Raw genomic sequence first — 13,775 nt, 5'->3', positions numbered from 1 at the left:
TCCGGCCGTACCGGGAGCTCCGTCCAGCTCCCGGTACGGCCGTCCCTCTGTCTTTAAGGATCATTGCTGTATGTCGCACGAACTGTGGTTCCGTACCCCCGCGCCGGACTGGTTCGAGGCGTTGCCGGTCGGCAACGGGCATCTCGGCGCGAAGGTGTTCGGGCGGGTCGCCGACGAGCGGATCGCGCTGAACCTCGACGACGTCTGGTCGGGTGCGGGCGCCCGCAAGCTGGCGGTGACGGACGGGCCGGAGGTGCTGGCCGACATCCGCCGCCTGCTGCTCGAGGAGGGCGACCGGTACGCCGCGTCCGAGCGATCGCGTGCGCTGCAGGGGCCGCTGGTCGAATCCTTCCAACCGCTCGGAGACCTGCTGATCACGGTGCCAGGCGAGGCCGGGACTGCAGGCGACTCGGCCGGCGAGGGGGCGGAGTACCGGCGGTCTCTGGACCTGCGGACTGGGATCGTCGCGGTCGACTACACCCGCGGCGATGTGCGCTTCCACCGCGAGACCTATGTGTCGACGCCGGATCAGGTGATGGTGTGGACGATCGAGGCCGACCAGCCCGGCTCGATCGATGTCGATCTTGCGCTGACGAGTCAGCACCCGATCACCCTCGATGGTTCGGGGGAGACGGCGACGATGGTCGGGCATGCCCCGTCCGACCTCACCATCGAGTACCGGACCAGCCCCGACCCGATCCGTTACGAGGAAGGGCGGGGGATCCGCTTCGGTGTCGCCCTGCGCGCCTTCGCCACCGGCGGAACGGTGACTGCTGGTGAAGCGGGGCTGAGTGTTCGAGGCGCCGACAGCCTGACCGTTCTGTTGTCAGCAGCAAGTACTTTCCAAGGCTGGTCGGCAGCACCAGGCGCAGACCCAGCCGCGGCGTTGCGGAAGGCAACCAATCTGCTCGATGCCGTCGATCTCGGCAAGCTCAAGCAGCGGCATCTCGACGACCACATCACCCTGTACGACAGGGCCGGCCTGACCCTCGGCGAGCCGGTCGACCTGCCCACCGACGAACGCGTCAAAGCGGTCGCTGCCGGCGGTACCGACCCTGGACTGAGCGCGCTCATCTTCAGCTTCGGGCGCTACCTGTTGATGGCATCCTCCCGGCCCGGTACGCAGGCCGCGAACCTGCAGGGCATCTGGAACGAGGACCGCCGCCCGATGTGGGCGAGCGACTGGACCAACAACATCAACACCCAGATGAACTACTGGCCCGCCGACGTCACCGGCCTGCGCGAGTGCTTCGACCCGCTGACCGATCTGCTCACCGGCCTGGCCGAGTCCGGCTCCGAGACCGCCCGCATCCTGTACGACGCACCCGGCTGGGTCTCCCACCACAACTCGGACATCTGGATGGCGAGCTGGCCGGTCGGCGACGGCGGTGACGATCCCGTCTGGTCGATGGCGGCCACTTGTGGCGTCTGGCTCTCCGCGCATCTGATGGAGCACCACCGCTTCCACCCCGACGTCGACTTCCTCCGCGACAAGGCGTATCCGGTGCTGCTCGGTGCGGCGGAGTTCGTCCTCTCGATGCTCGTCGAGGACGGCGAGGGGCGGCTTCAGTTCGTCCCGTCGACCGCGCCCGAGCACCACTTCTACGCGCCGACGGGCGAGAAGGCGTCGGTCGACCTGACCACGACGTACGACAACTGGCTGATCCGCGAGCTGGTCGCCAACGTCGTCGAGGCGGAGGCCGCGCTCGGGTTGTCGAGCGACCTCGCCGCGCGGGGGCAGGCCGCGGTACTGCGGTTGCCGTCGATCGGGATCGCCGATGACGGCCGGCTGATGGAGTGGCAGACCGACTGGCCGCCATCCGAGTTCGACCACCGGCACCAGTCGCACCTCTACGGCCTCTACCCAGGCGCACAAATCGATCCGGCCGGTACGCCGGAGTGGGCGTCGGCCGTTCGCGCTTCACTCGCAGTACGGACGTCAGGCCGCCCTGCCGGCGGGTGGACCAGCGCGTGGCTGATCGCCTTGTGGGGAAGGCTCTTCGAGCCCGAGAAGGCGGCCGCCGTACTGCGTGACTACACGAGCCGGCTCGTCTCGGGCAACCTGCTCCACCGCGACGGCGACATCTTCCAGATCGACGCCAACTTCGGGCTGACGGCGGCCATCGCCGAACTGCTGATCCAGAGCCATACCGACGTGATTCATCTCCTACCTGCGCTGCCGGCTGAGTGGCCGGACGGCTCGTACACCGGGTTGAGGGCTCGCGGCGGGCTCGCTTTCGACGTGACCTGGGCGAGCGAACAGGTACAGAAGGTGGTGGCGACAGCGGAGGTGGCAGGCACCTTCACCGTACGTGTCGCCGACCGGGGCGCCGTTGAGATCTCCATGTCAGCAGGAGAGACCGTCGAGCTCTGATTAGGATTGCCTATCCAAAGTTGTTGTAATCTCAATCAAGCCCCAACTGCTTGAGAGAGATAGGAAAGCCTGTGAGTGGAACGGCTCGGCGCCTGGTCGCCGGCGCGGTGATGTTGACCGTTGTGCTGGCCGGGTGCGGCAGCAACGACAAGAAGTCGGCGGACACCGGCGTCGGTGACACGGACGTGGCGACCGGTGGGCGGCTGTTCTCCACCGCCGACGCGGAGACCGCCAAGCTCGGCTCGGACGCGCAGCCGGGGGTCTTCCCGCGGACGGTCAAGCACGCGCTCGGCGAGACCAGGATCGAGAAGAAGCCCGAGCGGGTCGTCGTGCTGGACAGCGGCGAGCTGGACGACGTGCTCGCGCTGGGCATCACGCCGGTCGGGATGGCGACCAACTCCGGGCAGACCGGCGTACCGAGCTATCTGGCCGACAAGGCGCAGGGCATCAAGACGGTCGGCAACGTCAGCGAGCTGAACCTCGAGGCGATCGCCGCGCTGAAGCCGGACCTGATCCTGGGCAGCAAACTGCGTGCGAACGACCTGTACGGCAAGCTCAGCGCGATCGCGCCGACGGTCTTCAGCATCCGGCCCGGGTTCCCGTGGAAGGAGGACTTCCTGCTGGTCTCCGAGGCGGTCGGCGAGGAGACCAAGGCGGTCCAGGTGCTGAACGACTACCAGAAGCGCGCGACCGAGGTGAAGGGCAAGATCTCCGGCTCGCCGACGATCTCGCTGGTCCGGTTCCGGCCGGGCGAGATCCGGCTGTACGGCAACCTGTCGTTCATCGGCGTGATCCTGAAGGACATCGGGCTGCCGCGGCCGAAGGTGCAGGACGTCCAGGACCTGGCCGTGGAGGTCTCCGAGGAGAACATCGGCAAGGCCGACGGCGACTGGATCTTCTACTCCAGCTTCGGGCCCGCGACCGGTACCAAGGAGAACCAGGTCGTCGGCGGGGCGATCTGGAAGGCACTGCCGGCGGTCAAGGCCGGCAAGGTGGCGCGGGTCAACGACGAGGTCTGGTTCCTCGGCCTCGGCCCGATCGGCGCGATGGCCACGCTGGCCGACCTGGAGAAGCTGCTCGGCGGGCAGAGCTAGCTCGTTTCGCCGCCCACGGGCAGCAGTCCGTGGGCGGCGAACACCTTCTTGGCGGTGAAGATCGCGTTCAGCGCCTTCGGAAAACCGCAGTAGCCGGCCGCGTGGATGAGGGCCTCGACGATCTCGGTCGGGGTCAGGCCGACGTTGAGCGAGGTCCTGACGTGCACCTCCAGTTGCGGCTCGCAGCCGCCGAGAGCGGTCAGGATTCCCAGCGTCACGAGCTGCCGTTGCTTGGGCTCGAGGCCTGCGCGCGCGTACATGTCGCCGAAACCGAAGGCGACGATGTGGTGAGCCAGGTCCGGCGCGATGTCGGCCAGTGCCTCCATCACAGCGGGGGCCGCGCCGCCGTCGACCGCGTTCAGTACGGCGGCGCCACGGTCGTACCGGGCCTTCTCCTGGGGGCTGTCGATGCTCGGAGCGGGCGCGAAGGATTCAGTCATGCTTCGCACGGTAGGCGGTCGAAGGCTTACTCCGGGACGCGGCCGCGGTCGGTGACGGGGATGTGTGGCGCATATCGCTTGACCGCCGCGAGCAGGGCGTCGAAGTCGAGCGGTTTGCCCATGATCGCTTTGGTGCCAGGCCACTGCCGCGACGGGCCAGGACTTCGGACTGCCGGCCTCGGGATGGGTGATGACGACCAGGTACGGGTCCCAGCCTTCGCCGTCTTCGCCATGGTCCCAGTGCCGCTCGACCCGGCAGATGCCGTGGACCTCGCCCCACGGCAGCGTCTGCGGCTGGTCGCCACCGAGGTAGACGCGGTCGTTGTCGAGACACAGCAGGACGTCGTCGGAGTCGGATTCGCGCCGTGACTCGGCGGTGGTGATCGCGCCGACCAGGATGAGGATCGGCAGTCCGATCCCGAAGATCAGCGGCGCTCCGCCCCAGGACAGCCAGATCGCCTCCAGTGGTGTGCGCATCGGCGAGTCGTTGAACACGGCCCACGCGACGGCGCCGACGGTGAGCAGGATCTCGAGGGCGACGAGCAGCGCACCGAAGTACAGGATGGACAACGTCGTGCCGAGCCCGGTACGCCGTACGACGAACGGCTCTGTAGTCGTGTCCTCACGCATAACCCGCATTGTCAGTGCCTGGAGGGTCCCACGCCAGAAGTCGCGGCGATTCGCGGTAACGCCCGGGCGCTGTCGGCGATAGTCAGGCGTAGGACGACCCGTGACCAGAGAGGGTGGATCGTGGCGGCCAAGTTCGAGGTCTACAAGGACGCGCGAGGCGAGTACCGGTTCCGGCTGAAGGCGCCGAACGGGCAGATCATCGCGAGTTCCGAGGGGTACAAGAGCAAGGACTCCGCGCTGAACGGGGTCGCGTCGGTGAAGAAGAACGCCGCCGACGCGGTGGTGGACGACCAGAGCTGACGGTGGTCTCGCGCCCAGACCTGTTGCTTCAGGCAACGGGTCTGGGCCGGTACCTTCGGACGGCGCGCTGGTACCAAGGGATGAAATAGCTCCGCCGTCGGGATGATCGGGGTCGCCCGGGCTTTGGTCCGGGGCGGGCGTGGGCCAGAATCGACCCATGTCCGACCGCCAGACACTGCCCAACCGCCGCAAGCCCGGAACCGGCCGCCGCAAACCGGGCGCCGGCTCTTCGCGTACCGCCGCGCGACGGGAGCGCAAGGGCGGCAAGTGGCGTCGTGGCTGGTTGATCGCGGTACTGGCGATCCTGACCGCGTTGCCGCTGCTGTTGCACCGGCGGATCCCGAACTCGTTCGGCAACCTCGGCAGCCTGGTCGACACCTTCCTGCCCTGGGTGGGGCTGGCGATCCCGGTGCTCGCCATCGCGGCGATCGTCCGTCGCTCGGCCACTGCCGGGGTCGCGCTGCTGGTGCCGACGCTGATCTGGGGAATGATGTTCGGGAACGCGCTGGTTCCGGGCAAGGGCGGTGGCGCGTACGACGTACGGGTGTTGTCGCACAACGTGGACGCGGCGAACAAGGATCCGGAGCAGACGGCGGCTGATCTGCTCACCGCGGATGCGGACATTGTGGCGCTGGAGGAGATCACATCTGCGGATTTGAAGGTCTACAAGGCGGCCTTCGCGAAGACGTATCCGCATGTGGTCGCGCGGGGCACGGTCGCGCTCTGGTCGAAGTTCCCGGTCGAGGAGAGCGAGTCGGTCGACGTCGGCTTCGCCTGGACCCGCGCACTGCGGGCCGAGGTCGCAACTCCTGAAGGCAAGGTCGCCGTGTACGTCGCGCACCTCGCGTCGGTCCGGGTCGGCGCCAGCGGATTCACCTCTGACCAGCGCAACAAGACGATCAAGCAACTCGGCCAGCAGATCGCCCAGGAGAAGGTCGCCGGCGTGATCGTGATGGGCGACTTCAACGGCACCGCCAACGACCGCAGCCTCGCGCCGTTGACCTACGGCCTCCGCTCAGCCCAGGGCGCCGCCGGCTTCGGCTTCGGCTTCACCTGGCCCGCCAACTTCCCGATGGCCAGAATCGACCACATCCTCGTCCGAGGCGTCACCCCCACCAAGGCCTGGGTCATGAACCCCACCGGCAGCGACCACCGCCCAGTCGTCGCCGAACTCCGCATCTGACGGCCGCCCCAGCCGGGCACGTACCCCGCCGGCCCGCTGCCCGTCAGACCTGCCAGCGAATCATCTCGCTTGATCGACACCTCGACGAGGTTTCCGCGGCGGCTGGCAGGTTTTGGTGCCACTGGCATGATGTAGCGCGTTAGCGGCCCGATAACCCGCTAGTGGTGACGGGCACGGACCCTGCCGGTGCTGGTGAGGGGTGTCAGGTTTCGGCTAGGCCGTGGTGGTAGGCGTAGCGGACTGCTTCGGCTCGGTGGCGGGCGCCTATCTTGGCGAAGGTGTTGTTGATGTGGGTTTTGACGGTGGTTTCGCCGATGAAGAGCAGGTTGGCGATCTCGGTGTTGCTGAGGCCGCGGGCTATCAGCTTCAGGACTTCGCTTTCCCGGGCGGTCAGGCCGTCGTTACGAGGGGCCGGCTTGGGGTTCAGGCCTGCGATCAGTTTGCGGGAGACCTCTGGGTCGAACGTCGACTGGCCGGCAGCCGTCGCATGCAGCGCCGCTCCGATCTCCACCCGGCCCGCGTCCTTGGTCAGGTACCCGCGTGCCCCGGCCCGCAGTGCCAGCGCGATCGACTCGTCGTCCGCATAGGTCGTCAACACCAGGACAGCAGCCTCTGGGTACTCCGCGGTGATCCGTGCCGTCGCCTTCACCCCGTCGAGCACCGGCATCCGCAGGTCCATCAGCACCACATCCACGTTGCCCCCAGCAACAAGCTCGATCGCCTGCACCCCGTTGCCGGCCGCGCCTACCACCTCCACCCCATCGATCAGCCCGAGCAGAGCCACCAGCCCCTCACGCACCACCTGCTGATCATCCGCAACCACCACCCGCACCAACTGCTCAGGCATCTGCCACCTCCGCGACGACCAGCCAGCCGTTGCCGTCCGGTCCGGCCTCCAGGCTGCCACCGACCAAGGCCAACCGCTCCTGCATCCCAGCCAACCCGAACCCGTATCCGATAGGTCCGGCACTCGGCTTGCTTTCGGCCATCAGGTTGCGGATGGTCAGTTGGAGGCTGCCGCCGTAGCTGAGTTGGACGTCGATCGGTTGAGCGGGCGCGTGCTTGCCGGCGTTGGTCAGAGCCTCGCGGGCGGCGCCGAGGAGTGCGACGGTGATGCCCGAGGCGATCGGGCGGGGAGTACCGGATGTGGTCATAGCCACCCCTGTCTGGTGGTCCTTTTCGTGTTGTTCGGCCAACGCAGCTAGCGCCTCGGGTAGCGCCGGCGCTTCGTCGGAGCGGAGGGCGGCTACGGCTGAGCGGGCTTCGACCAGGCCCTGGACGGCGAGGCGGCGGGAGCGGCGTACTCGGTGTAAGGCACCGGCCGTGTCGTTGCGGTCGGCCAGGAGGGCTTCGGCTAGTTCTAGTTGGACGGTCAGGGCGCCCAGTGAGTGAGCGAGTACGTCGTGGAGGTCGCGCGCGATTCGCCCCCGTTCGTCCAGGGCCGCGGCTCGGGCGTGCTCCTGTTGCGCTAGCTGGGTCTGCTCGAGCAATTGCGCGGTCTGACGAGCCTGTACTTCGTACTGCCGGCGGTTGAGCCCGAACGCGACCAGGATCGCGATCCACATCAACTGGGTGAGGTACCAGCTGGTCGAGCGATCCCACCACCAGGCGGAGACGGCAACCGCGCCGGCGCAACCGAGGCCGACCGCGATGATCGGCCGATTGCGCCACGGATGCGCCATCACGGCGACATCGGTGAGCGGGACGAGCACCAGGACGAGCGCGTTGGACCCGGAGACGCCGGTGACGAACGCCGAGCTGATCGAGGCGTACGCGAGGAACCCGAGCGCCCAGTACGGCCGCCAGTTCATCAGGAAGGTACCGGCGAGGAAGGCGACCAGCCCAGCTCCGAGCACCACCCAGACCCACCGCTGCTCAGGCCGCGCCGTCGCCAGTACGCCGATCGACACGGCCGACGTCATCGCCCGCCCGAGCCAGCCGGTCTCCCCGAAGATCGCCCTCGTGTTCACCACCCCGACAGTAGGAGACGCGGGCCAGGTTTCGATCCATCCTGGGATGGAGATCGGGATGGAGCAAATGCCCGGCGCGGCCGGTGTTCCAGTGTCGGCTAGGAGAGTAACGTTCCTCACCGGTAGCGTCACCAAGAGTTACAAGCGTCATGACCGACGATGCGGAGGACCGGCTTGTGATTACGCAGGACTCGATTCTGCGGCTGGATGCCACAGCGATCGACTACATCATCATCGCGTTGTACTTCACCTTCGTCCTCGGCATCGGATACCTCGCCAAACGCGCGGTCTCGAACAGCCTCGACTTCTTTCTCTCCGGGCGATCACTGCCCGCCTGGGTGACCGGCCTGGCGTTCATCTCGGCCAACCTGGGCGCGATCGAGATCATGGGCATGTCGGCCAACGGCGCGCAGTACGGGATGCCGACCGTGCACTACTTCTGGATCGGCGCCATCCCGGCGATGCTCTTCCTCGGCGTCGTGATGATGCCGTTCTACTACGGTTCCAAGGTGCGCAGCGTGCCGGAGTTCATGCTGCGCCGGTTCGGCAAACCCGCCCACCTGGTGAACGCGATCAGCTTCGCCCTGGCTCAGGTACTGATCGCGGGCGTGAACCTGTTCCTGCTGGCCACCATCGTCAACGTGCTGCTCGGCTGGCCGATCTGGCTGTCGACGATCCTCGCCGCCGTGATCGTGCTCAGCTACATCACGCTGGGCGGGCTGTCGGCCGCCATCTACAACGAGGTGCTGCAGTTCTTCGTGATCGTGGCCGCGCTGCTGCCGCTGACCATCATCGGCCTGCACAAGGTCGGTGGCTGGCAAGGGCTGGTCGACAAGGTCACCGCGTCGCCGAAGGGCGGCTCCGAGCAGATCCACGCCTGGCCCGGCAATCAGCTGAGCGGCTTCACCTCCGACTGGCTGTCCGTGGTCGGTCTGGTGTTCGGCCTAGGCTTCGTCCTGTCCTTCGGTTACTGGACGACGAACTTCGTCGAGGTCCAGCGGGCGCTGGCCAGCAAGAACATGTCGGCGGCCCGGCGGACGCCGATCATCGGCTCGTTCCCGAAGATGTTCGTCCCGTTCATCGTGATCATCCCCGGCATGATCGCCGCCGTCGCGGTCCCGGAGCTGCAGAAGTTCAAGGCCGACGGCAGCGGTTCGGTGACCTACAACGACGCGTTGCTGCTGCTGATGCGCGACCTGCTGCCCAACGGCATGCTCGGCCTGGCCATCACCGGTCTGCTGGCCTCGTTCATGGCCGGTATGGCGGCGAACCTGAGCTCGTTCAACACGGTCTTCACCTACGACCTGGTCGAGCGGTACATCGTCAAGGACCGCGACGACGCGTTCTACCTGCGGCTCGGCCGCTGGGCGACCGTCGGCGGCACCATCGTCGCGATCGGCACGGCGGCGATCGCCTCCGGCTACAGCAACCTGATGGACTACCTGCAACAGCTGTTCTCGTTCTTCAACGCCCCGCTGTTCGCCACCTTCATCCTCGGCATGTTCTGGAAGCGGATGACGGCGACCGCGGGCTGGGTCGGTCTGGTCAGCGGCACCGCGACGGCGATCGTGGTCTTCGTGCTGTCCGAGAACGGCGTGATCACCCTCCCGGGCCAGGGCGCGAGCTTCGTCGGCGCGGGCGCGGCCTTCGTGGTGGACGTCCTGCTCAGCATCGTGGTCAGCCTGATGACAAGACCGAAGACCGACGAGGAACTCAAGGGGCTGGTGTACTCGCTGACCCCGAAGGAGGACCGGACCGAGGTCGCGCAGGAAGGCGACCACGGCTGGTACCGCAAGCCGACCGTGCTGGCCGGCATATCGCTGGCGATGGTCGTCGTGCTGAACATCGTCTTCGGCTGAGAGGGGCGGACAGATGGCAGAGAAGAAGAAGGCCGGAGCGTTCGACATCCGGGTGGTGATCGCGGCGCTGATCGCGATCTACGGGGTGGTGCTGACGATCCTCGGCATCATCGCGAAGCAGTCCGAGGTGGACAAGGCCGACGGCATCAACATCAACCTGTGGGGCGGCATCGCGATGCTCGTCTTCGCGGCGATCTTCATCGCGTGGGCCCGGCTGCGGCCGATCGTCGTACCGGTCGGGAAGGTGGACGAAACAAGCGAGTGACCCTTCGGCACCACTGGTCGTTGTAGGACCAGTGGTGCCGGTGGTCCTTCCCCCTGACGTGGGATCCCGGCGTGGCCCCCATTTCACTGCGAAGGACCCCGTATGCCTGCTGCAGTTCCTCTTGCCCGAAGGGCCTTCCTGGCCCGGATCGGCGTTCTCGGCGCGGCACTGGGAGGTGGCGGGCTGCTGACACGCAGCCTGCTCAACCCCGCCGACGCCGCGACGAACCCGCTCCTTCCGCCCGCGGTCGACCTCGTCCGCCCTGTCCTCGCGGCGCTCGCCCGCGACACCCTCAACGGTCTGACCGCCTTCTGCCTGCCCGGCCCGGACCAGTACTCCCGGACCCAGCGCGCCTCCAGCAGTACTCCGGGGGCGATGGAGGCCGGTGCGACCGACTTCATGATCGCCGCGCTGGACAACTTCGTCCCGTTTCCCGATGCGCTCGCCCAGCCGATCAGTGCCGCTCTGGTGACGGGACTGGCCGACACGGGCATCAGCCTGCCTGGCCTCGAAGTACTGCCGGCAGAGCTGCGCGATCTCGACCGGGCGTTCGCGGCGATCCTGCAGAGCGACGAAGCGATTCCGCTGTCGTTCCCGATCGCCGGCCTGCTCAACCTGATGGCGACGCAGGTCAACCCGGCCGCCGTCAACGGCCCGCACCTGTCGCCGTTCGCGCGACTCACCTATGCCGAGAAGGCGAAGACGTTCGAGCTGATCGAGAAGACCGACTCGGATCTGGTCGCGTTGCTGGACGTGCAGTTTCCCGAGCCGTTGAAGGAGTCGGTGTCCGGGCTGCTCAAGTTCGTCGGCGGCGCGCTGATCGAGTTCGCCACCTTCGGTGCGTACGGCGAGTTCGCAGTACTGGACCGGGATACCAGGACGTTGCGCAAGCGGCCGGTCGGCTGGACTCTCACCGGCTACCAGCCGCACGGGCCCGTCGAGGGCTGGGACGACTTCATCGGCTACTACCAAGGGCGTAAAGAGGTGCACGACTGATGCGCGACGTGATCATCATCGGAGCCGGCGGTGGTGGGCCGGTGGTCGCCAAGGAGCTGGCCGCGAAGGGGCTCGACGTCCTGCTGCTCGAGGCCGGACCGCGGCACGCGAAGCCGCGGGAGGAGTGGTCGACGTTCGAGGAGGACGCGAACAACCCGCTCACCGGGTACTTCCGCCTCGGCCCGACCGACCGCTCCAAGCCCGCGTGGTACCGGGAATGGCCGCAGAACTCGTTCGTCTGGCAACTGTCCGGTGTCGGCGGCACGACCCAGCACTTCTACGGCAACTACCCGCGTGCGTACCCGGGTGTCTTCAAGGGGTACGACGGCGCCGACCGCAACGAGTACGACGTGAACCACCGGTTCCCGTTCACGTACTCCGAAATGGTCCCGTACTTCGAATGGGTCGAGGCGATCATGCCCGTCCAGACGGCCGCGATGGGACACAAGGAGCAGCTGTTCTTCAAGGGCGCCGAGACCCTCGGCCTCCCGGTCCAGACCACGAAGACCACGCTCAGGCAGTCGTACCGTCCGCAGGAGAATGCGATCCTGCAACCCGGCGGCACGGCCGGCAAGACGTCGGACAAGAACCTCCTCAACTACCCGCAAGCCACCGGCTGCACCTTCTGCGGCTACTGCTTCCAGGGCTGCATGCGGCCGAACGGCGCCCCGCGCAACCAATTCGCGAAGCGCTCGACGGACAACAGCTACGTGCCGATGGCGTTGACCGCCGAGGTCTGGTCGCGGGGCGGCAAGCCGGTGGAGCTGATCGCCGACGCGTATGTGACCAGGGTGCACACGGAGTCGCGGCACGGAGTACTGACTGCCTCTGGTGTGACCTGGCGGGACAACGTGTCGGGTGACGAGCATCGTGAGGACGCCCGGGTCGTGGTGATGTCCGGTGGGTGCACGGAGAATCCGCGGCTGTGGTTCAACAGTGGCCTGCCGAACCCGAACGGCTGGGTCGGGCGGGGGTACACCGATCACTTCTTCGACTGGATGATCGGGTCGTTCGACGACTACACCGGCAACCCCAAGGGCGTCGGGTCGAGCGCGCGGCTCGACTACCCGCCGTACGGGGGACTGGAGAATGTCGGGCTGCCGCCGGCGCTGAACGCGTTCGCCGGCACGCTGTCGGACAGCGGGATCCGCGGCCAGTACAAGAACGGCCGCGGCCAGACCGGGCCGTGGGACGGGCCGGCCGGGCGGCTGATGGGGCCGGAGCTCAAGGAGGTGCTGGCCGGTGGCATCGACAAGCTGCTCACCGTGCTGGTGATCACCGACGACGACGTCGAGGCGCAGAACCGGGTCACCACCTCGGCGCTGCCGGCCGACGAGAACGGGCCGATCCCGAAGGTCACCTTCCAGCAGCGCAAGCGGACCAAGCGGACGCTGAACAACCGCGAGGTGATGGCCCGCAAGGCCGCCGAGCTGCTGCGCGGGGCCGGCGCGAAGAAGGTCTACCGGATCGACTGGGCGCCGCTCATCCTGCACGTCCAGTCGTCGATGCGGATGGGCGAGTCCGAGCAGAACTCGGTGCTCGACTCCCGCGGCGAGACGCGCGCGGTCAAGCGGCTCTTCATCGCCGACAACTCGGCACTGTCGAACGGTCTGGGCGGGCCGAATCCGACCCTGACCAGCCAGGCACTGGCCACCCGAACCGCCGAGAAGATCTTCCAGACGTACTTCGACGGCGACCCTTGGGTGCGTTCGGAGAGCCCGGTCGTCTCCACCGACCCGCGAATCAGCGTGCGGCTGGGTCAGCTCGGGCTGTAACTCATGTCCGTTTGAGAAACATCGGCGTCCGGGCAGATCCTGCTCCCCGGGCGCCGATGTTCTTAGGCTCGGTAGTACCCGATCAGGAGGAAACCGAGATGACGATCACGCAGAGCCGGGCGGATCTGCCGGCCCTGGCCACGCAGTACGCCGAACAAGGCTTCGTACTGGTGAAAGGCCTGCTCAGCAAGGAAGAAGCCGCTGCCTACCGGGAGACCAGCCATGCGCTGCTGGCCCGGCTGAACCGGGACGACGACCCCACCTGGCAGTCGGCGATGGGGATGTCGAACGCGAAGACGCGGCTGCAGCATCTGCACGACGCGCAGTTCTACGACGCGGCCTTCTCGAAGCTGCTGGTGGACCCGCGGTTCACCGACGTGGCCGCCGCGGTGATGGGGGTGGAGGACGTCCAGCTGCACCACACGAAGCTGTTCGTGAAGCCGCCGGAGAACGGCTCGCCGTTCCCGCTGCACCAGGACTATCCGTTCTTCCCGCACAAGTACCACCGGGTCGGCGCCGCGATCTTCCACTTCGACGACGCGCCGGAGGAGAAGGGCTGCGTGCGGGTGATCCCGGGCAGCCACCTCGCCGGGCCGCGCGAGCATGACCCCGAAGGGTCGTACCACCTTCCCGACGTACCGTTCGAGGACGCTGTCCCACAGCCTGCCGAGGCCGGCGACGTGCTGTTCTTCACGTACCTGACCGTGCACGGCTCCGGCGTGAACGTCAGCAGCGAACCGCGGACGACCTGGCTGGTCCAGTACCGCGACCCGTCCGACCCGCCAACCGTGAAGACCCACGATCACTCGCTCGGACAGGGCATGATCCTGCGAGGGATCGACCCCACCGGCCGAGGATCGGTCTGACCGTTGGGTGGACCGGCCGGGAT

Annotated in this window: 12 protein-coding genes; 9 read left to right on the top strand and 3 right to left on the bottom strand. The window is 67.3% G+C overall.

Annotated features, from left to right (window positions below; genetic code table 11):
* The first annotated feature begins 70 nt into the window (after positions 1-70).
* Positions 71-2,374 carry a glycosyl hydrolase family 95 catalytic domain-containing protein gene (locus ACIA12_RS13945; protein ID WP_396367337.1) on the top strand — a complete coding sequence of 768 codons (2,304 nt, stop codon included), beginning with the start codon at positions 71-73 and terminating at the stop codon, positions 2,372-2,374.
* A gap of 71 nt (positions 2,375-2,445) precedes the next feature.
* The gene (locus tag ACIA12_RS13940; protein ID WP_396367336.1) at positions 2,446-3,468 is read left to right on the top strand and encodes an ABC transporter substrate-binding protein; all 1,023 of its coding nucleotides are present in this window, start codon (positions 2,446-2,448) and stop codon (positions 3,466-3,468) included.
* Here ACIA12_RS13940 and ACIA12_RS13935 read toward each other — a convergent pair.
* Positions 3,465-4,538, bottom strand: coding sequence for a carboxymuconolactone decarboxylase family protein (locus tag ACIA12_RS13935; RefSeq protein ID WP_396367335.1), 1,074 nt, complete (start codon positions 4,536-4,538; stop codon positions 3,465-3,467). The genes ACIA12_RS13940 and ACIA12_RS13935 overlap by 4 nt on opposite strands.
* Positions 4,539-4,658: 120 nt before the next feature.
* On the opposite strand from ACIA12_RS13935, the gene ACIA12_RS13930 reads away from it, so the two are divergent.
* Both ACIA12_RS13930 and ACIA12_RS13925 read left to right on the top strand, forming a co-directional pair.
* Complete coding sequence (locus ACIA12_RS13930; RefSeq protein WP_363824452.1) at positions 4,659-4,838, top strand: YegP family protein; 180 nt, start codon at positions 4,659-4,661, stop codon at positions 4,836-4,838.
* Positions 4,839-4,995: 157 nt separating this feature from the next.
* Complete coding sequence (locus ACIA12_RS13925; RefSeq protein ID WP_396367333.1) at positions 4,996-6,021, top strand: endonuclease/exonuclease/phosphatase family protein; 1,026 nt, start codon at positions 4,996-4,998, stop codon at positions 6,019-6,021.
* Between the two features lie 202 nt (positions 6,022-6,223).
* On the opposite strand, the gene ACIA12_RS13920 is transcribed toward ACIA12_RS13925, so the two are convergent.
* Positions 6,224-6,868: a response regulator gene (locus ACIA12_RS13920; protein WP_396367332.1), complete on the bottom strand. Its 645-nt coding sequence runs from the start codon at positions 6,866-6,868 to the stop codon at positions 6,224-6,226.
* Complete coding sequence (locus ACIA12_RS13915; protein ID WP_396367331.1) at positions 6,861-7,991, bottom strand: sensor histidine kinase; 1,131 nt, start codon at positions 7,989-7,991, stop codon at positions 6,861-6,863. Before ACIA12_RS13915 ends, ACIA12_RS13920 begins: the two co-directional genes overlap by 8 nt.
* 149 nt (positions 7,992-8,140) lie before the next feature.
* Here ACIA12_RS13915 and ACIA12_RS13910 point away from each other — a divergent pair, with 149 nt between their 5' ends.
* The 5 genes from ACIA12_RS13910 to ACIA12_RS13890 all read left to right on the top strand — a co-directional run bounded on the left by ACIA12_RS13910 (position 8,141) and on the right by ACIA12_RS13890 (position 13,752).
* Positions 8,141-9,850 carry a sodium:solute symporter family protein gene (locus tag ACIA12_RS13910; RefSeq protein ID WP_396367330.1) on the top strand — a complete coding sequence of 570 codons (1,710 nt, stop codon included), beginning with the start codon at positions 8,141-8,143 and terminating at the stop codon, positions 9,848-9,850.
* Between the two features lie 13 nt (positions 9,851-9,863).
* Positions 9,864-10,115, top strand: a complete 252-nt coding sequence (locus ACIA12_RS13905; RefSeq protein WP_396367329.1) for a hypothetical protein — start codon at positions 9,864-9,866, stop codon at positions 10,113-10,115.
* A 102-nt stretch (positions 10,116-10,217) separates the two neighbouring features.
* Entirely contained in the window at positions 10,218-11,111 is an 894-nt protein-coding gene (locus tag ACIA12_RS13900) for a hypothetical protein (protein ID WP_396367328.1), read from the top strand.
* On the top strand, positions 11,111-12,886 hold the full coding sequence (locus ACIA12_RS13895) for a GMC family oxidoreductase N-terminal domain-containing protein (protein WP_396367327.1): 1,776 nt from the start codon (positions 11,111-11,113) through the stop codon (positions 12,884-12,886). Before ACIA12_RS13900 ends, ACIA12_RS13895 begins: the two co-directional genes overlap by 1 nt.
* Before the next feature lie 98 nt (positions 12,887-12,984).
* On the top strand, positions 12,985-13,752 hold the full coding sequence (locus ACIA12_RS13890) for a phytanoyl-CoA dioxygenase family protein (protein ID WP_396367326.1): 768 nt from the start codon (positions 12,985-12,987) through the stop codon (positions 13,750-13,752).
* Positions 13,753-13,775: the final 23 nt, after the last annotated feature.

Source organism: Kribbella sp. NPDC051620 (assembly GCF_044453825.1).
In the GTDB taxonomy this organism is placed as follows: domain Bacteria; phylum Actinomycetota; class Actinomycetes; order Propionibacteriales; family Kribbellaceae; genus Kribbella.
The sequence above is the reverse complement of the archived record's forward strand: the minus strand, read 5'-3'. Positions and strand labels throughout refer to the sequence as shown.